The following is a 17,576-nucleotide window of genomic DNA, read 5'->3' as shown; positions in this document are numbered from 1 at the left end:
GCCGGTCAAACCCGTGGCTGTCAAAATTCATGGAGCAGCCGCTTGATGAATTGGCGGGTGCGCTCCTGGCGTGGAGCCCGCAGAACCTCTGCTGCGGGACCGCGCTCCACGACGACGCCGCCGTCCATGAAGATGACTTCATCTGCCACCTGGCGCGCGAAGGCGAGTTCATGGGTAACGATCACCATGGTCCAGCCCTCCTCAGCGAGTTCCTGGATGACCCCCAGCACGTCGCCCACCAGTTCGGGGTCCAGCGCCGAGGTGGGCTCGTCGAACAGCAGCAGCTGGGGCTTCAGGGCGAGGGCACGCACAATTCCCACACGCTGCTGTTGCCCGCCCGAGAGCTCAAACGGGTAGGAATCGCGCTTGTCTGCCAAGCCCACGCGGGCGAGCAGCTTCTCCGCCTCGGCAACTGCCTCCGCCCGCTTGCGCTTCTGCACCTGAACCGGGCCTTCAATGACATTCTGCAGGACGGTCATGTGCGGAAACAGGTTGTAGTGCTGGAAAACCATGGCGCTGCGGTCGCGCAATTCCGCGACGTCCTTACGCGTTACCCGCGCCGAGAAATCGAGCGACAGGTCCTTTCCCTTGGCAGTGTCCGCGAACGTAACGGTGCCGGCGTCGGGGGTTTCCAGCCCGTTCAGGGAACGAAGCACGGTGGTCTTGCCGGAACCGGAGGGCCCGATGAGGGCCACCACATTGCCGCGGCGCACGTCCAGGTCGATGTCGCGGAGCACCACGTTGCTGCCGAACGCTTTCGCCAGGTTGCGGACACTCAGCACAGGTTTCGACCGGGGCTTTCCAGTGGAGGGCGGCTGGCCGGGGAAAGCTCCCGCGGGAGGGCTAGTGGGCGACATAGCGGTCCAATCTCTTCTCGAGGGCGGATTGTCCCGAGGACAGCGCGAGGCAGATGACCCAGTAGACGAGTGCGGCCTCCAGGTACAGCACCATGAACTCTTGGCTGAACGCGGCGATCTGCTGCGCGTTCCGGAAGAGCTCGGTGACCAGGATCAGCGAGGCAAGGGACGTGTCCTTGACCAGAGAGATGAACGTGTTGGACAGCGGCGGCACGGAAACCCGGGCTGCCTGCGGCAGAATGATGCGGCGCAGGGACTGGCCCCGCGACATGCCGATGGTGTGCCCGGCCTCCCACTGCCCCTTGGGTACCGAGAGGATGGCCGCCCGGATAATCTCCGCCGCGTAGCCTCCCACGTTGAGGGAAAACGCGATGATGGCGCTGGGCCAAGGGTCAAGCTTCACGCCAATGGTGGGCAGACCGTAGAAGATCACGAACAGCTGCACGAGCAGCGGGGTTCCGCGGATGACGGAGACGTAGAACCTCGCCGCTCCTGACAGCACGGTGCTCTGGCTTAACCGCATGAGCGCAACGACCAGCGCCAGTGCCAGGCCGAGGGCGAAGGAAGCCAGTGTCAGCGGGATCGTCCCCGTGACGGCGCCGGAGATAAGTGGGCCGAAGGAACTCCAGACGAGGTCCCAGTTCAACGGCATTTACCTGGTGACGTCCGCGCCGAAATACTTTTCCGAGATCTTGGCCAGGGTGCCGTCGGCGCGCAGATCGGCCAGGGTCTTGTCCACGGCGGCGGTCAGTTCGGTGGAACCCTTGCGGAAGACAAACGCACTCTCCGACTTTTCGGTGGTTTCAGCCGCAATCTTCAACCCGGAGTCAGGATTGGTCTTGGCGTAGTCAAGGTAGGTGAGCTTGTCGTTGACGATTGCGTCCACCCGACCCTGCCGAACCAGTGCAACGCCCTGTGCCCAGCCTTCGACGGACTGGACGTTCGCGCCGGCATCCACTGCCATCTTGTAGAAGTTGCTGGTCAGCGACTGGGCAGTCGTCTTGCCCTTGAGACTCTCGAAGCTGGTAATGCTGGAGTCGTCCGCCTTGGTCACAATCACGCCGGTAGACACCGTGTACGGGGTGGAGAAGTCGTATTTCGCCTTGCGCTCGGCATTGATGGAAATTTGGTTGGCAATTGTGTCGAAGCGCTTGGCGTCGAGGCCGGCAAAGATGCCGTCGAACTGGGTCTCCTCGAACCGGGCCTTTACTCCCAGCTTCTCCGCGACAGCCTTGGCAACCTCCACGTCGAAGCCCGTGAGGTCGCCGGCGCCCTCGGCGTGGAAGCTGAACGGCTTGTACGTGCCTTCGGTGGCGATGACGATCTCACCCCTGGTCTTCACGTCGCTGAGGGACGTGTCTGAGCCTGCGGTGGCGGGGGTCTCTGAACCGCCTCCTGTGCCTCCGCCGCAGCCGGACAGTGCCAGGGCAAGGCCAGCGAGGGTGGCGGCGACCGCACTGCGGCGAGTGGGAAAGCGGTTCATGGCGGTTCCTTTGGTCGGCTGGCGGCAGGCTTGCAAAGCCCATTCAATTCGCCATCATACGGTGGAGTGAACCACGCCTTAAACAGGCTGAGTGGGGGCGGTCCCCAACGGCCGCCACCACTCATCCCCCCAATGTATGCTCCGGCATGCGCCACGGCCCTCCGCTTTATGGAGTGCCAGGCAGCAGCTGCCTTCACACATTCATGATTCTCTCATGCTCTAATGATTTTGTGAATCCCGGGGTCCTACCTGTCGGTATGTGACGTTCCGGGTCTTCGTCAGGATGCCCTTCTCCGCTCTTTTCCCGGGATCCCAGGCCCTGTGGCCCGCACCCGTGCCAGCCAGACCGCTGCCAGACCCAGGATGAAGAAAACCACGGCCGCGTTGTTGACCGCCGAGCGCAGAAGGTTGAGGGAGGGACCGCTGAACTCAAGCAGAAACCCCGCGGCGGTTGCCGCTGCACCGGCCGCCATAAGTGCCGCACCCGTGCGGACGAGGCCCGCCAGGCTGCTGTTAACGGTCCGGACAAGGCAGGGAAGGAGGGCGAGGGCGACATACGCCGGATAGCCTCTCGCAGCGGTCCAGTAGAAAGGAAGCAGTGCGGCATTCCGGGCGCTCTCGTCGCCGACGTCCGCCAGGCCCAGGGAGGAAGCGGCAGGGTCCATCATGGCAAAGATGCCGACCAGGGCAGCCGCGAAAACGGCCAGAACGGTGAGTCCGGCCGGGCCGGAGATGAGGCGGTATGCCCCGGCATCGCCAAAAGCCTTGCTCACCCGCAAAGCGATCAGGTGGATCGTGGCGAAAATGATCAGCCGCAGGAGGACGCTGGCGATGTTCATTCCGCCAATGGCGCGGTCGGCCGGCAGATAGAACTGTTCCATGCTCAGGATGGCTGCCGCTGTGGCCAGCAGGAAAATCAGGAAAAGCGAGCGGTTCCTGCCCTGCAGGGCGCTCGGAATCCGGGCCAGGGCCGCGGTGGCGCACACGATCAGGGTGATCCATTGCAGGGTCTCGATCATGGGCGGCTCTTCCGGATGGTTCGTTTGTTGGTCTCCTAGTTGCCGGCAACGGGATGGCGCCTGCCGGCTGGCTGTTTCCTTGCTGCCCGCCCCTTCGCCACCCAGACGAGCATGAATCCGCCAACAAAGCACAAAATGGCCGTGTAGTTGATGATGAACGGCAGGAAGCCCAGTGCCGGAGGAATGACAGGAAACAGCAGGCTCAGCGGTATGGCGATTGCGCCGACGGCCATCAGCAGGGCGCTGATCCGGAGCGGGACCGGCAGCGTGCTGCCCACGGCCCGCATCAGACCGGGGAGGATGGCCAGGCAGATGTAGGCGGGATAAGCGCGTCCTGCAGCGCCGTAGAACTCAACCAGTGCTGCGTTGCGCTCGTCTTTCCCGCCCACCGCTATCATGCCGGCGGACGACCCTTCAGTGTCCATAAGGGCAAACAGGATCACCAGCGCAACGGAGATCAGACCCAGGACCAGGACGCCGGACCGCCCTCTGATGAGGGTCAGGCCTCCGTTGTCCCCAAAGCCCGTGGCAATCCGGATGCCCAGGAAGTAGATGGCTGCGAAGATGATGAAGCGCAGCAGAAGGTTGGCCACGTTCATGCCGCCGAGGAGGCCGTCAATGGCGGCATAAGGCCCCTTGATGCTCAGCAGAATGGCCAGTGTCAGCAAAGCGAAGATGTAGAACAGGGACCTGTTCTTCTTCTTGCGGAAGCTTGGAATGCGCCATAAGGCGGCAGCGGCGCAGGCAGCAAGGGTTGTCCACTGCAGGATTTCGATCATCCCAGGTTCTCCCAGATTTTTTCGGTTTGTTCGTGGTCTTGTTCCTGCCGGCGCAGGGTTCTGCCCAGCGCCTGGAGCCTCTCGCCCGCTAGCGCCGTGAGTGCCCCGTCCGAAAGCCTGTCCAAAGCGGCCCTGCGGGCGCCGGGCGGCCAGCCGGCTTCGGCTTCCGTGATCAGGCCCGAGGCGACCAGGCCGTCGGCCAGCCCGACGCCGGCCGCCCGCGACGTGGCGATCGCAACTTCGGGCGCAAGCCGGTTCGCGCTCAGCTGCGCGGAGTAATTTTGCGGCGCGATCCCGGTGGCGGCTGACACGCGGTGCCGGAGTTCGCCGTCGTCGATGGCGTCAACCCAGTTCTTCACGGAAGTGGCATGGGGTATGGGGCTAAGCTCCCAGTCCTCCACCGGGCCTTGAGCTCCTGTTGTGGGCACGCCGCCTTCGCTGCCTGGGGCGCCATCCGCCCCCGGAACAGTGCGGGCGATGACCTCCCGCAGCAGGTCCACGGTGGCGATCTGGCTGACGAGTTCTTCCTGGCGGGGCGGGATGGGGGGTCCGGCGAGGTCGCGGTACGTGTCGAAGAAGGCGAGCGAAGCTACCGGGTCAGTGTTGAATGCCCGGCTGATGCTCACAACCGTCGCTTCGGCTACCTTGCCCCGCACGAGCTGCTGCGCCAGGGTGGTTCGCTTTACCTTGGACAGCCTGCAGACGTCGGCCATGCTGGTATCGGGGGCAATGCCGTGCAGCCAGCGCTGGAACGCTTTGGCGGGGAGTGGCATGAAACGCTCTCTGCTGACGAATTGGTTGGCACGGTCGTAGCTGCCGGCTTTTTCGATTTTACGTTGGCGGCAGCTTCCACTATGCTAGTTTCTCGAACCCGTTGGTCCGTACACCCCCCAAGTCCGGACCAGCGGGTTCTTTCATGCCCGCCGGAATCTCCGGGCCGGGCCGGTATCTCCGGACCCGCCCAGGCAGCGGTGAGAGGATGGACTAATGACGGCAACCCTAGTTGCGAAGGACCTGGCGGGCGGTCATGATCACCGCACCCTCTTCTCAAAACTTTCCCTGACAGTAGCACCGGGCGACGTAGTTGGCGTTGTCGGGGCCAACGGGGCAGGCAAGTCCACACTGCTCCGGCTGCTGGCCGGCGTCGACCTGCCGCTGGAAGGTGCTGTCAGCCTGGCTCCGGCCGACGCCTTTGTCGGCTGGCTCCCCCAGGAGCATGAGCGGGTCGCCGGGGAGACGGTGGGCGCTTACATAGCCCGCCGCACCGGTTGCGCCGACGCTACCGCTGACATGGAGGCCGCCGCTGATGCCCTGGGCGGGGGAGCGCCCGGCGCCGAAGATGCGTACGCCCTGGCTTTCGACCGCTGGATGGCGTCCGGGGCTGCGGATCTGGATGAGCGGATTCCCCCGGTCCTCGCCGACCTGGGTCTGGATGTCGGAGCGGACGCGCAAATGTCCGGTCTCTCCGGCGGGCAGGCCGCCAGGGCCGCGCTCGCGGCGCTGCTGCTGAGCCGGTTCGACATCGTGCTGCTTGATGAGCCGACGAACGATCTTGACCTGGACGGCCTGGCCAGGCTTGAAGCCTTTGTGCAGGGGCTGCGGGGCGGAGCCGTGCTGGTCTCGCACGACCGCGAGTTCCTGGCCCGTTGCGTGACCAGGATTGTTGAGCTGGACCTCGCCCAGAACGCCGTGGCGGTTTACGACGGCGGCTACGAGGCGTTCCTGGAGGAGCGCGCCGTCGCCCGCCGGCATGCCCGCGAACGGTATGAGGAGTTTGCGTCCACGAAGGCGGATCTGGTGTCCCGTGCAAGGACGCAGCGCGAGTGGAGCTCCCAAGGTGTCCGGAACGCGATGAAGAAGAACCCGGACAACGACAAGATCCGGCGTGCGGCGAGCACCGAATCATCCGAAAAGCAGGCGCAGAAGGTCCGGCAAATGGAATCGCGCATCGCCCGCCTCGACGTCGTCGAGGAGCCCCGCAAGGAATGGCAGCTGCAGTTCAGCATCGGCCAGGCGCCGCGTTCCAGTTCCGTGCTGGCCACACTCCGGGACGCCGTGGTCCGGCAGGGCGATTTCACACTCGGCCCGGTCAACCTGCAGCTCAACGCCGCTGAACGGATCGGCATCACCGGTCCGAACGGTGCGGGCAAGTCGACCCTGCTTCGCCTACTGCTCGGGGTCCAGGAACCGGACTCCGGCAGTGCCTCCAGGGGTGTGTCAATCGCAGTCGGCGAGATCGACCAGGCGCGCGGGCTGCTGGCCGGACACCTGACCTTGGGAGCCGCCGTCGAACGGGTGCTGGCAGACCAGACGCCGGCGGAAGTGCGGACGCTGCTGGCCAAGTTTGGCCTCAAAGCGGACCACACCTCACGGACGGTGGACTCGCTCTCACCCGGAGAACGCACCCGCGCTGCCCTCGCCCTGCTGCAGGCCAGGGGCGTTAACCTGCTGGTCCTGGATGAGCCCACCAACCACCTGGACCTGCCGGCAATCGAACAGCTTGAGCAGGCGCTTGACAGCTATGAGGGCGCGCTCCTGCTGGTCACCCACGACCGCCGCCTGCTCGACAACGTCCGGCTGGACGCCCGCTGGAATGTGGACAGGGGAGTGGTTGCTGAAGCTGGAAGCGGCACAACTTCATGACCGGCAAAGCATCATGACCAGCACGATGGAGCAGAAAAAATGAGCATGGATGGCGTCGCCTGGCGCTCGCTGTACAACATCACCAGGGCCAAGAGCGGTTCCAAACCGTTTTCGAAGGAGACCCTGAAGCGCGTCATGGGGTTCGCCCGCCCGCACCGGGGCCGACTCGTCGCCTTCGTCCTCGTGTCTGTTGCCATGGCCTTTCTGGCCGTGGCAACGCCGGTTCTCGCCGGCCAGGTGGTGGATGCCATCGTGGCGGCGGCCGGCGCGGAGGTGGTCTTCCGCCTTGCGGCGCTGATCGCCGGCGTGGCCGTGGCAGAGGCCGCGCTCGGCATGGTGAGCCGCTGGCTCTCTGCGACCATCGGGGAAGGCGTCATCCTCGACCTGCGCACAAGGGTGTTCGACCACGTGCAGAAAATGCCGATCGCGTTCTTCACGAGGACACGAACCGGTGCCCTCGTCAGCAGGCTGAACAACGACGTCATCGGAGCGCAGTCGGCCTTCGCCGGAACACTGTCCGGCGTGGTGAGCAACGTCGTGGCGCTCATCCTCACCCTCGTGGTCATGCTGAACACCTCCTGGCTGGTCACCGTGCTGGCGATGCTCCTGCTGCCCATCTTCCTCATCCCGGCCCGCCGGATGGGTTCGAAACTGGCGGACCTCCGGCGCGAAGCCGCAGAGCACAACGCCGCCATGGGCACCCAAATGACGGAGCGTTTCTCCGCCCCGGGCGCCACGCTCGTGAAGCTCTTTGGACGCCCGGCAGAGGAATCCCGCGAGTTCGCCGTGCGTGCCGGCCGTGTCCGTGACATCGGCGTGCGGACAGCGATGTTGCAGTTCACTTTCGTCACAGCCCTGACGCTGGTCTCGGCACTGGCCCTGGCACTCGTGTACGGCCTCGGTGGCTGGCTCGCAGTTGAGGGCCAGCTCGCAGCCGGCGACGTCGTCGTGCTGGCCCTGCTGCTGACCCGCCTCTATGCGCCGCTCACGGCCCTCTCCAACGCCCGGGTGGAGATCATGAGCGCCCTGGTGAGCTTTGAACGCGTCTTCGAGATCCTCGACCTCAAGCCGCTCATCCAAGAGAAACCCGACGCCGTGGAGGTACCGCCGGGACCTGTGGCCGTGGAGTTCGACGATGTGCGGTTCGCCTACCCCTCTGCTGACAAGGTCTCCCTGGCCTCGCTGGAAGAGGTTTCCACCCTGGACACCCGCGGCGGTGAAGAGGTGCTGCACGGCATCAGCTTCCGCGTCGAACCGGGCCAGACCGTAGCACTCGTCGGTTCCTCCGGGGCCGGCAAATCCACCATCGCCCAGCTGCTCTCCCGGCTTTACGACGTCGACTCCGGCGCCGTCCGGCTTGGCGGCCAAGGTCCGAAGGCAGGGCTGGACGTCCGGGACCTCACCTTCGACTCCATGCGGGCAACTCTGGGCATGGTCACCCAGGACGGGCACCTCTTCCACGAAAGCATCGCCTCCAACCTGCGGCTGGCCCGACCGGAGGCCACGGAGCAGGAGATGTGGGATGTGCTGCGGCAAGCCCGGCTCGAGTACATGGTCCGGTCCCTGCCGGACGGCCTGGACACCGTGGTGGGGGAGCGCGGCTATCGGCTTTCCGGGGGCGAGCGCCAGCGCCTGACTATCGCCCGGCTGCTGATTGCCCAGCCGCGCGTGGTCATCCTCGACGAGGCCACCGCTGCCCTGGACTCCACCAACGAAGCCGCCGTGCAGGCGGCGCTGGGCGCCGCGCTCGAGGGGAGGACCGCCGTCGTCATTGCGCACCGGCTCTCCACCATCCGTGCCGCGGACGTGATCATGGTGGTGGAGGACGGCGCCATTGTGGAACGCGGAACCCATGCCGGGCTTCTGGCCGCGGACGGCCGCTACGCCGAGCTGTACCGCACCCAGTTCGCCGAGGCAACGGCTGTGGCCGAGGACGCCGTTCCGGAACTCTGACCGAAGGTGTGGCGCCGAAGCTAGCTGGGCCGGGCCGCTGCGAGCGCCGGCAGGATATGGTCGGTGAGGAGTGGCGCCAGGTCACCGGGCAGTTCCGCCGACAGGTCGAGCCACCGGATCTCCGCGATCTCGGCCGAGGGATGCGCTTCCCAAACACCCGGCGCCCTGAAAACCGTTGCCTCAATTTCGGTGGCGGCCTCGTTGGCAGCCTGTGCAAGCCATACGCCCATCAGCTCCAGCTCGCGCGGGTCCACAACAATGCCCACCTCCTCCTGCAGTTCCCGGGCAGCAGCCTGTACCGCGGATTCGCCGGGCTCGGGTTTGCCGCCCGGATGCATGAACTTGTCGGTACCGCGCTTGCGGACGGTCAGGAGCCGGCCGGTGGAGTCATAGACACAGACGGCGGAGACAATGATGCGGGGATTCACCTTACGAGCCTAGCTTCCGCCGGGCGGCCCGGGCTGCCGCCGCAACAAGGATTCCAACAGCAGGTTCTTCCGGGGGCCGGTGACATCCCAGACGTAACTGAACTCCCCGGGACCCAGCAGTGTGTAGGTGACACGGTAGGTGTCAGGGTCGCACCAGTGCCGGTCCTGGCTCGCCTCCGGTGTGAAGCTCATCCGGTGGAAGGGCCGACCGTCGGGAAAGGTCATGTCCAGGGCGTCGGGGGAGCCGGTCGGCACGAGCAGGTACTCCCGAGTGGCAGGTCCGGTGAAAATTTCCCCGCCCTCAGCAGGCCAGCGGACGGTGCCTTCCTCGCGGAAGCGCAGCCCGCGGTCCCCGTTTGCTGAGAAGACCGCGACGCCGGTAAAGGTTCCACGGGTGCCCGCCGACCGGTCGAAGAGCGTGCGTTCCACCAACCAGCGCGCCACGGTGGGGGCGTCCGGAGGCGCGGCGCCCAGGAGGTAAGCGCGGAGCCCTGGATACGGCTGCAGATTCAAGTGCCCTCGATTGGAATCGAACCAACGACACCGGCTTTAGGAGAGCCGTGCTCTATCCACTGAGCTACGAGGGCGGGCGTCCCGGCGTTCCGGCTGGACCGGCCCGTTCGGACACGCTTACAAGCATACAAGGTGACGGCGCGTACTACGCTCATTGGCATGGCCGCCGCACCTTCCGCACCCTCCGTCCGGGGAACTTTCCTGCCCGATACCGCCACCACCCGCCAGTACATCGGCGCCTGGGCTGTGCTGAGCGTGGTGCAATATTTCGTTGCCGAAGCGGCCGTCATTGAGGCCTGGGCCGGGCCCCAGCCATACGACCGGCGCACCGGGTTCATCAGCGACCTCGGCGCAGTCCACTGCGGGATCTTCGACGGCAGGAACGTCTGCTCACCACTCCATGGACTGATGAACGCGTCCTTCGTGGTGCAGGGACTGGGCATGCTGCTGGGCGCCCTGCTGCTGAGCTCGGCACTGCTGAGGATTGCAGCCCGCCCGGAGGTGCGGGTCGCCGTGACACACTCCGGCGAGGTGCCGTGGTTTGCGGCCGTCGGCGCGCGCCTGCTGACCGGAACCGCCGGCACCGGAACCGTCATTGTGGGTCTGGTGCCCGAGGACGTGGGATCGGGCTGGCACTACGCCGGCGCCGTGATGTTCTTCGCCGCAGGGTCCCTCGCGCTGCTGCTGCTGGGCGGGCTCTGGCTGAAACAGACCCCGGTGGGCTGGTTCATCCTCTCCTGCGGCATCGTGTCCTTCAGCGCCCTTGTCACCGGGGGAGTGACCGGCATGAAGGTGCCGGAACCCGGAACGCTCGAGCGGCTGATGGGCTACCCGATCACCATCGGCCTGGCAGCGGCCGGCCTGGTGATCGCCCAGCGCGTCCACCATGAGCGCTCCATCCGGAAAGCCCAGGGCGTACGGACGGCTTAGCCTGCGGCGGTCTCCGGAGCCGGCTTTGCCGGCCCGCGTCCCGGTTTTGGCGACCCGCGTCCCATCAGGACGGCGGCGCCGCCGGCGACCAGGCTCAGCACCAGCAGCACCCAGCCGGCAACAGTAAGGCCCGATGCCAGGGCGACCTGCCCGGGTTGCAGCACAGGAGCGGAGATCATGGCGTCGATAGCTACGTTGCCCCACAGCCGGGCCACCACGAACAGCAGCGGCAGGGACCACAGGGCCCAGCGCAGCCGCTTCGCGGCCACGTTGGAGCCGATCAGGAGAAGCCACGTAAAGCCGAAGATCAGCGGAAAGAGTGTGCCGGCGGTCTTGTGGAGGTAGTTCAGCTGGCCCAGGGCATCGCCCGTCAGGACGCGCCTCAGTTGCTCCACGAACGCCTGATCAAAGCCGCCGACCAGCGAGTCGGGCATCGGCAGGCCGCCGGAAAGCTGGGTGAGCTGGCTCAGCGTCAGCAGGTGCAGATACCAGAACAGGAAGAGGCTGGCCACGACGCCTGCAACCACAATGACGTTGCTGTTGTTCTGGGCCTTCCGCGGCGAGCGGGTGGTGGTGGGGTTGATTACCGGCGGCAGATGGTGCTCCGGGACCACCGCCTTTGCGCCGTGCTTCTTGATCCGCTGTGCAGGTGTCTTGGCCATGTGTCCATTATCGCCCGCTGGGCCTGCTGTGCAGTGTCTGCGGCCGCCGATAGGCTGGGGACCGTGACGGAACTCGGCAGACATAAACTCGGCAAACACAGCGCCTCCACTTTGAGCCCCTCCCTCGACGACTTCGAGCTGGCCGCCGCGCTGGTGCGCGAGGCAGGACTGCTGGCCCTGATGATGCGGCAGGGCGGGCTGGATGCCCAGCGCAAGACGTCGGTTTCCGACATCGTCACCGCGGCCGACCATGCCGCGGAGGCCTACGTCCTGCAACAGCTGCAGAACTGCCGGCCGGACGACGGCGTCTTGGGGGAGGAAGGCGCAGCCGTCCATGGCAGCAGCGGCCGCACCTGGGTCATCGACCCCGTGGACGGAACGTACAACTTCATGCAGGGCTCCACGTACTGGTGTTCTGCGATAGCCCTCAAGGACGAATCCGGCGTTCTGCTCGGCGCCATCTACCAGCCGGAAGAGGACAAACTATGGCTCGGGGGCACCGGGCGGCCGGCCACGCTCAACGGTGATCCCGTGACCACGTTCAGCGCGGACGGCGCCCAGCGCGCCGCACTTCCCCTCTCGGACCTCGGGGCCGCCACCTACATCCACCCGCGGTGGCTCGCGGACCCCATGTGCGCCATGCCGTGGCATGCCGCCGCCACGTCTGCGGCCACGCTCCGCATGCTGGGATCAGGCTCCTGTGACCTGGGCCGGGTCGCCGACGGCGAGATCGGCTGTTGGTTCCAGCACAGCTGTCCTGAGTGGGACTGGCTTCCAGGTAAAGCGATCGTGCTCGCGGCAGGCGGTGCCGTGGGCACGGTGCACGTGAACGGCCTTGAGTGGTTCATGGCAGGGGGCGCGACGGCGGTACATCAGTTGAGGGCAGCCCTCGAGTCCGGATCCGTGGACTAGGTTCTGCAACTGTCTCTCCGGCGTTTATCCACAGGCCCGGAGCCGGGTGTCAGTCCCACCGCCTAGACTTGTACTCACCATGGACATGTTGTTTGACCCGTACGCTGACGGACCCTTCAAAGCAGGCACGCACACGGCCGCGCTCACCAAGTCGCGCCCCGAACCGGGACTGACCCCGCTTGAATTCGGCGGGGCTTCGCCCGCTTCGCCCGCTTCGCGGGAACCCAGCCGGTACAGTTCGGGCCAGGAACAGGGCCACCACGACCCGGGACGCCGTGAGGCTGCAGGCGGTGCGGCAGGCGAGTGGGCCCGCCCTCACCTGCCGGACGCCGGTTCCCTCCTCGAGGGACTCAACCCGCAGCAGGAAGAGGCAGTCAAACACGCCGGCAGCGCGCTGCTGATCGTGGCAGGCGCAGGGTCAGGCAAGACACGCGTCCTCAGTAACCGGATTGCCTACCTCATAGCCACCAAGCGCGCCCACCACGGCGAAATCCTGGCCATCACCTTCACCAACAAGGCGGCAGCTGAGATGCGGGAGCGCATCGAGGCGCTTGTGGGCAACAGGGCGAAGGCCATGTGGATCTCCACGTTCCACTCCTCCTGCGTCCGCATCCTGCGCCGAGAAGCAGCCAATGTCGGGCTGAAATCCAACTTTTCCATCTACGACTCCGCTGATTCGCTCAGGCTCATCACGCTCGTGGCCAAGAACCTGGACCTGGATCCCAAGAAGTTTGCGCCCAAGGCCATCCAGCACAAGATCTCGGCACTCAAGAACGAGCTGGTCGATGCAGAGGCCTTCGCGTCGGCGGCCAATTACAACGACCCCTTTGAGCAGGCCGTGGCAGATGTCTTCAAGGGCTACACGCAGCGACTCCGCCAGGCGAACGCCATGGACTTCGACGATCTCATTGCAGAGACCGTCTACATGTTCCGGGCCTTCCCCGCGCTCGCCGAATCCTACCGCCGCCGCTTCAGGCACGTGCTGGTGGACGAATACCAGGACACCAACCACGCCCAGTACGCCCTGGTCCGGGAAATTGTGGGGGAGGGGCAGGGCGCCGCTGAACTCACCGTGGTGGGCGACTCCGACCAGTCCATTTACGCCTTCCGCGGCGCAGACATCCGCAACATCGTCGAGTTCGAAAATGACTACCCGGACGCCCGCACCATCAAGCTGGAACAGAACTACCGGTCCACGCAGAACATCCTGAGTGCGGCCAACTCCGTCATCTCACGCAACCCGAACCGGCCCGAGAAGCGGCTGTGGACGGCCGAGGGTGAGGGCCACAAGATCATTGGCTACGTCGGGGAAAACGAGCACGACGAAGCGCAGTTCATTGCCAAGGAGATTGACCGGCTGCAGGACGAGGACAACCTCCGCCCCGGGGACGTCGCCATCTTCTACCGCACCAACGCCCAGTCGCGCTCCATTGAAGACGTGCTGGTCCGCGTCGGCCTGCCGTACAAAGTGGTGGGCGGCACCAGGTTTTACGAGCGCAAAGAGATCAAAGACGCCCTCGCCTACCTCCGCGTGCTGGTCAACCCGGACGACGACGTGAATCTCCGGCGCGTGCTCAACGAGCCCAAGCGCGGGATCGGCGACCGCGCTGAGGGCGCGGTTGCCGCACTGGCGGAACGGGAACGGACCTCCTTCATGGCAGCCGCCCGGCGCGCCGACCAGGCCCCGGGCATGGCCACCCGCTCAGTCAACGCCGTCCTCGGCTTCGTGAAGCTGCTGGATGATCTCGTGGAGGTCGCGGCAGGATCCGGCGCTGCGGCCGCGCTCGAGGCGGTGCTGGAGCAGACCGGGTACCTTGCCACGCTGCGGTCCAGCACCGATCCCCAGGACGAATCCCGGGTCGAGAACCTCGCGGAACTCGTCGCCGTCGTGCGCGAGTACGAACAGGAGAACCCGGAAGGTTCCCTCGAAGCCTTCCTGGAACAGGTCTCACTCGTGGCGGACGCGGACCAGATTCCTGACGCCCCCGGCGGTGACGCCGAGGACACGGCCGCCGCCGTGGCAGAGGCCAAGCGCCTGGGCGTGGTTACCCTGATGACGCTGCACACGGCGAAAGGCCTCGAATTTCCCGTCGTGTTCCTTACCGGGATGGAGCACGGCCTCTTCCCGCACCAGCGCTCGGCCACCGACCCGAAGGAACTGGCCGAGGAACGCCGGCTGGCGTACGTCGGCCTGACCCGTGCCCGGAAGCGGCTGTATGTCACCCGCTCCGAGGTGCGGAACATGTGGGGCCAGAGCCAGTACAACCCGGCCAGCCAGTTCCTGGAGGAGATCCCGTCCGAGCTCGTCGAGTGGAAGCGTGAGGGCACCAGCAGGCAGGCAGGGGGCTGGGGAAGCGGCGCATCCATTGGCTCGAGCCGTTACGGGGGATCCTTCTGGGGCGCAGGAACCGCCCGCGGCAACCTCCCCGACTCCTCAGCGGGCTTCAAGGCGGACGTGCCGGCCGCCGTGGCGAAGAACAGGGTGCAGCCGCAAAAGGAAGTCATTGCGGTCAGCGTGGGGGACAAGGTCAACCACACGAGTTTCGGGAACGGCACCGTGCTGGCAGTGGAGGGCGCGGGGGACAAGACAGTCGCGAAGGTGAAGTTCGACATCGGCGAGAAGCGCCTGCTGCTGCGCTACGCGCCGCTGACGAAACTCGACGCCTGACGGCGGTCTCCACGCCGCTGAGGGCCGCCGGAAGCGGGGCCGGGCCGTGCTCGTACCCGCAGGCTGTTCCGTGAAGGTGAAGGACCCCCGGGTACACCCCGCCTCCGCCGTTGCCTGCGCTCAAGCAGCTGAAGCAGGCGCCGCTGAGCGGTGCCGCAGCCCTCACTGCCGCCGGCGACGTGCTGGCCTTCGTCACAGCGGACCGCAACATTGCCTGAGCCTTGACTTGTGCGCGCCGGCACGGACCACACCGAATCATTACGAACTCGTCTCTCCGGAGGGCAAAAACGCCGAAGCGGCGCCCTCAAAGGCTTCAAAATCCCCGTAATCATGCGGTTTTTCTACGCTCCATAGAATAGTGTCCTTACTCACAGAACAGGTAGTCTGGAACAGGCTCATCCCCTCAAAGGACTAGAGTTCCCAAAGGAGCATTGCGCCGCGTGGCTCGTTTCCGGACCTGCCGCAGGGCGCCTTAATTCCGCAGCCCGGTCCGCATCCTTGGGTGTAGTCCGGCTGTACAGAAACTACTTCGACGTAGAAGGACACTAAACCGTGGACCTGTTTGAATATCAGGCGCGCGATATGTTCGAAGCGCACGGTGTACCCGTGCTCGCCGGCATCGTGGCGCACACCCCTGAAGAAGCAAAGGCAGCTGCCGAGAAGATCGGCGGCGTAACTGTCGTCAAGGCACAGGTTAAGGTCGGTGGCCGCGGCAAGGCGGGCGGCGTCAAGGTCGCCAAGTCCGCCGATGAGGCACTTGAGCACGCCACCAACATCCTGGGCATGGACATCAAGGGCCACACCGTCAACAAGGTGATGATCGCCCAGGGTGCGGACATCGCCGAGGAATACTACTTCTCCGTCCTGCTGGACCGCGCCAACCGCAACTACCTGGCCATGTGCTCGGTTGAGGGCGGCATGGAAATCGAGCAGCTCGCCGTCGAGCGTCCCGAGGCCCTGGCGAAGATTGCCATCGACCCCGCTGTCGGCATCGACCAGGCGAAGGCTGACGAGATCGTCGCCGCTGCCGGCTTCGCTGAGGAACTGCGCGGCAACGTCGCCAGCGTGATCCTCAAGCTCTGGGACGTCTTCAAGAAGGAAGATGCCACCCTCGTTGAGGTCAACCCTCTCGTCAAGACCGGCGCCGGCGACATCGTCGCCCTCGACGGCAAGGTCTCCCTGGACGAGAACGCTGAATTCCGCCACCCCAAGCACGCCAAGCTTGAGGACAAGGAATCCGCCGACCCGCTCGAGGCGAAGGCCAAGGCGCAGGACCTGAACTACGTCAAGCTGGACGGCGAAGTTGGAATCATCGGTAACGGTGCAGGCCTCGTCATGTCTACCCTGGACGTCGTCGCCTACGCCGGCGAAAACCACGGCAACGTCAAGCCCGCCAACTTCCTGGACATCGGCGGCGGAGCCTCCGCTGAGGTCATGGCCGCGGGCCTGGACGTCATCCTGGGCGACGAGCAGGTCAAGTCTGTGTTCGTCAATGTCTTCGGCGGCATCACCGCCTGTGACGCCGTGGCCAAGGGCATCGTCGGCGCGCTGGCTGAGCTGGGCCACTCCGCCAACAAGCCGCTGGTAGTCCGCCTCGACGGCAACAATGTTGAAGAAGGCCGCCGCATCCTCGCCGAGGCCAACCACCCGCTGGTCACCTTGGCCGCCACCATGGACGAGGGCGCCGACAAGGCAGCCGAGCTCGCCAACGCCCGCTGATCGAGCCTGCCGAGATCTAGGAAAGAAAACATGTCTATTTATCTGAACAAGGACTCCAAGGTCATCGTCCAGGGCATTACGGGCGGCGAGGGCACCAAGCACACCGCCCTCATGCTCAAGGCCGGCACCAACATCGTGGGCGGCGTCAACGCCCGCAAGGCCGGCACAACTGTGCTGCACGGCGATAACGAGATCACGGTTTACGGCACCGTCAAGGAAGCCATGGCAGAGACCGGCGCCGACGTCTCCATCGTCTTCGTTCCGCCGGCCTTCACCAAGAGCGCGGTCGTCGAAGCCATCGAAGCAGGCATCGGCCTGGTCGTTGTCATCACCGAGGGCGTCCCGGTCCAGGACTCCGCCGAGTTCTGGGCGCTGGCCCAGTCCAAGGTGGACGCCGACGGAAACCAGGTCACCCGCATCATCGGGCCGAACTGCCCTGGCATCATCACCCCGGGTGAAGCCCTCGTCGGCATCACCCCGGCCAACATCACGGGCAAGGGCCCCATTGGGCTGGTTTCCAAGTCCGGCACCCTGACCTATCAGATGATGTATGAGCTCCGCGACCTCGGCTTCTCCACCGCCATCGGCATCGGCGGTGACCCTATCATCGGCACCACGCACATCGATGCGCTGGCCGCTTTTGAGGCTGACCCGGAGACCAAGGCGATCGTCATGATCGGCGAAATCGGCGGCGACGCCGAAGAGCGTGCTGCCGACTTCATCAAGGCCAACGTCACCAAGCCGGTTGTCGGCTACGTAGCAGGCTTCACCGCGCCGGAAGGCAAGACCATGGGCCACGCTGGCGCCATCGTCTCCGGTTCCGCCGGGACCGCCCAGGCCAAGAAGGAAGCCCTCGAAGCCGCAGGTGTGAAGGTCGGCAAGACGCCGTCCGAGACCGCCAAGCTGCTGCGTGAGGTCTACGCAGCCCTCTAAGCGCCATACAACAGCAACGCGGGGTGACTGCCGCCTAATCCGGACCGCGGATCGGGTGCAAAGTGACCCCGCGTTGC

The 17,576-nt window shown here is 65.6% G+C and carries 16 protein-coding genes and 1 tRNA gene; 7 read left to right on the top strand and 10 right to left on the bottom strand.

Going from position 1 to position 17,576, the window contains the following annotated elements; genetic code table 11:
- Positions 1–20 precede the first annotated feature (20 nt).
- The 6 genes from M1E01_RS15700 to M1E01_RS15675 form a co-directional block, all read right to left on the bottom strand.
- Positions 21–857 carry an amino acid ABC transporter ATP-binding protein gene (locus M1E01_RS15700; RefSeq protein ID WP_457972482.1) on the bottom strand — a complete coding sequence of 279 codons (837 nt, stop codon included), beginning with the start codon at positions 855–857 and terminating at the stop codon, positions 21–23.
- Positions 844–1,509: an amino acid ABC transporter permease gene (locus M1E01_RS15695; RefSeq protein WP_457972481.1), complete on the bottom strand. Its 666-nt coding sequence runs from the start codon at positions 1,507–1,509 to the stop codon at positions 844–846. Before M1E01_RS15695 ends, M1E01_RS15700 begins: the two co-directional genes overlap by 14 nt.
- The gene (locus M1E01_RS15690) at positions 1,510–2,340 is read right to left on the bottom strand and encodes an amino acid ABC transporter substrate-binding protein (protein ID WP_457972480.1); all 831 of its coding nucleotides are present in this window, start codon (positions 2,338–2,340) and stop codon (positions 1,510–1,512) included.
- Positions 2,341–2,618: 278 nt separating this feature from the next.
- On the bottom strand, positions 2,619–3,359 hold the full coding sequence (locus tag M1E01_RS15685) for a hypothetical protein (RefSeq protein WP_457972479.1): 741 nt from the start codon (positions 3,357–3,359) through the stop codon (positions 2,619–2,621).
- A gap of 35 nt (positions 3,360–3,394) precedes the next feature.
- Positions 3,395–4,138 carry a hypothetical protein gene (locus tag M1E01_RS15680; protein ID WP_457972478.1) on the bottom strand — a complete coding sequence of 248 codons (744 nt, stop codon included), beginning with the start codon at positions 4,136–4,138 and terminating at the stop codon, positions 3,395–3,397.
- Complete coding sequence (locus tag M1E01_RS15675) at positions 4,135–4,911, bottom strand: hypothetical protein (protein ID WP_457972477.1); 777 nt, start codon at positions 4,909–4,911, stop codon at positions 4,135–4,137. The genes M1E01_RS15680 and M1E01_RS15675 overlap by 4 nt, the downstream gene beginning before the upstream one ends.
- Before the next feature lie 214 nt (positions 4,912–5,125).
- Here M1E01_RS15675 and M1E01_RS15670 point away from each other — a divergent pair, with 214 nt between their 5' ends.
- Together M1E01_RS15670 and M1E01_RS15665 are read left to right on the top strand one after the other, a co-directional pair.
- Entirely contained in the window at positions 5,126–6,781 is a 1,656-nt protein-coding gene (locus tag M1E01_RS15670; protein WP_457972476.1) for an ABC-F family ATP-binding cassette domain-containing protein, read from the top strand.
- Positions 6,782–6,820: 39 nt separating this feature from the next.
- Positions 6,821–8,734 carry an ABC transporter ATP-binding protein gene (locus tag M1E01_RS15665; protein WP_457972475.1) on the top strand — a complete coding sequence of 638 codons (1,914 nt, stop codon included), beginning with the start codon at positions 6,821–6,823 and terminating at the stop codon, positions 8,732–8,734.
- Between the two features lie 20 nt (positions 8,735–8,754).
- Here the strand turns inward: M1E01_RS15665 and M1E01_RS15660 are convergent, their stop codons facing one another.
- From M1E01_RS15660 to M1E01_RS15650, 3 genes are all read right to left on the bottom strand, one after another.
- On the bottom strand, positions 8,755–9,162 hold the full coding sequence (locus tag M1E01_RS15660; protein ID WP_457972474.1) for an NUDIX hydrolase: 408 nt from the start codon (positions 9,160–9,162) through the stop codon (positions 8,755–8,757).
- A 9-nt stretch (positions 9,163–9,171) separates the two neighbouring features.
- Positions 9,172–9,675, bottom strand: a complete 504-nt coding sequence (locus M1E01_RS15655; protein ID WP_457972473.1) for a DUF6314 family protein — start codon at positions 9,673–9,675, stop codon at positions 9,172–9,174.
- A gap of 1 nt (position 9,676) precedes the next feature.
- Positions 9,677–9,749, bottom strand: a tRNA-Arg gene (locus tag M1E01_RS15650).
- A gap of 85 nt (positions 9,750–9,834) precedes the next feature.
- Between M1E01_RS15650 and M1E01_RS15645 the strand changes: the two genes are divergently transcribed.
- Positions 9,835–10,605: a DUF998 domain-containing protein gene (locus tag M1E01_RS15645; RefSeq protein WP_457974992.1), complete on the top strand. Its 771-nt coding sequence runs from the start codon at positions 9,835–9,837 to the stop codon at positions 10,603–10,605.
- Here the strand turns inward: M1E01_RS15645 and M1E01_RS15640 are convergent.
- Positions 10,602–11,267 carry a hypothetical protein gene (locus M1E01_RS15640; RefSeq protein ID WP_457972472.1) on the bottom strand — a complete coding sequence of 222 codons (666 nt, stop codon included), beginning with the start codon at positions 11,265–11,267 and terminating at the stop codon, positions 10,602–10,604. The genes M1E01_RS15645 and M1E01_RS15640 overlap by 4 nt on opposite strands.
- Positions 11,268–11,330: 63 nt before the next feature.
- Here M1E01_RS15640 and M1E01_RS15635 point away from each other — a divergent pair, with 63 nt between their 5' ends.
- The 4 genes from M1E01_RS15635 to sucD all read left to right on the top strand — a co-directional run bounded on the left by M1E01_RS15635 (position 11,331) and on the right by sucD (position 17,499).
- Positions 11,331–12,179 (top strand): inositol monophosphatase family protein, encoded by an 849-nt coding sequence (locus M1E01_RS15635; protein WP_457972471.1) that lies wholly within the window; start codon positions 11,331–11,333, stop codon positions 12,177–12,179.
- Between the two features lie 79 nt (positions 12,180–12,258).
- Positions 12,259–14,847, top strand: coding sequence for a DNA helicase PcrA (gene pcrA, locus M1E01_RS15630; RefSeq protein ID WP_457972470.1), 2,589 nt, complete (start codon positions 12,259–12,261; stop codon positions 14,845–14,847).
- 552 nt (positions 14,848–15,399) lie between these two features.
- Positions 15,400–16,566, top strand: a complete 1,167-nt coding sequence (sucC, locus tag M1E01_RS15625; RefSeq protein WP_457972469.1) for an ADP-forming succinate--CoA ligase subunit beta — start codon at positions 15,400–15,402, stop codon at positions 16,564–16,566.
- A 30-nt stretch (positions 16,567–16,596) separates the two neighbouring features.
- Positions 16,597–17,499, top strand: coding sequence for a succinate--CoA ligase subunit alpha (gene sucD, locus M1E01_RS15620; protein WP_457972468.1), 903 nt, complete (start codon positions 16,597–16,599; stop codon positions 17,497–17,499).
- Positions 17,500–17,576: the final 77 nt, after the last annotated feature.

The sequence above is a fragment of the Arthrobacter sp. D1-17 genome, assembly GCF_054130535.1.
Note: the sequence above shows the minus strand (reverse complement) of the source record. Positions and strands in the feature narration are given on the sequence as shown.

Excerpts from the sequence above, each read along its gene's own strand:
- M1E01_RS15700 (WP_457972482.1), bottom strand. The coding sequence starts at position 857 with ATGTCGCCCACTAGCCCTCCCGCGGGAGCTTTCCCCGGCCAGCCGCCC.
- M1E01_RS15695 (WP_457972481.1), bottom strand. The coding sequence starts at position 1,509 with ATGCCGTTGAACTGGGACCTCGTCTGGAGTTCCTTCGGCCCACTTATC.
- M1E01_RS15690 (WP_457972480.1), bottom strand. The coding sequence starts at position 2,340 with ATGAACCGCTTTCCCACTCGCCGCAGTGCGGTCGCCGCCACCCTCGCT.
- M1E01_RS15685 (WP_457972479.1), bottom strand. The coding sequence starts at position 3,359 with ATGATCGAGACCCTGCAATGGATCACCCTGATCGTGTGCGCCACCGCG.
- M1E01_RS15680 (WP_457972478.1), bottom strand. The coding sequence starts at position 4,138 with ATGATCGAAATCCTGCAGTGGACAACCCTTGCTGCCTGCGCCGCTGCC.
- M1E01_RS15675 (WP_457972477.1), bottom strand. The coding sequence starts at position 4,911 with ATGCCACTCCCCGCCAAAGCGTTCCAGCGCTGGCTGCACGGCATTGCC.
- M1E01_RS15670 (WP_457972476.1), top strand. The coding sequence starts at position 5,126 with ATGACGGCAACCCTAGTTGCGAAGGACCTGGCGGGCGGTCATGATCAC.
- M1E01_RS15665 (WP_457972475.1), top strand. The coding sequence starts at position 6,821 with ATGAGCATGGATGGCGTCGCCTGGCGCTCGCTGTACAACATCACCAGG.
- M1E01_RS15645 (WP_457974992.1), top strand. The coding sequence starts at position 9,835 with ATGGCCGCCGCACCTTCCGCACCCTCCGTCCGGGGAACTTTCCTGCCC.
- M1E01_RS15640 (WP_457972472.1), bottom strand. The coding sequence starts at position 11,267 with ATGGCCAAGACACCTGCACAGCGGATCAAGAAGCACGGCGCAAAGGCG.
- pcrA (WP_457972470.1), top strand. The coding sequence starts at position 12,259 with ATGGACATGTTGTTTGACCCGTACGCTGACGGACCCTTCAAAGCAGGC.
- sucD (WP_457972468.1), top strand. The coding sequence starts at position 16,597 with ATGTCTATTTATCTGAACAAGGACTCCAAGGTCATCGTCCAGGGCATT.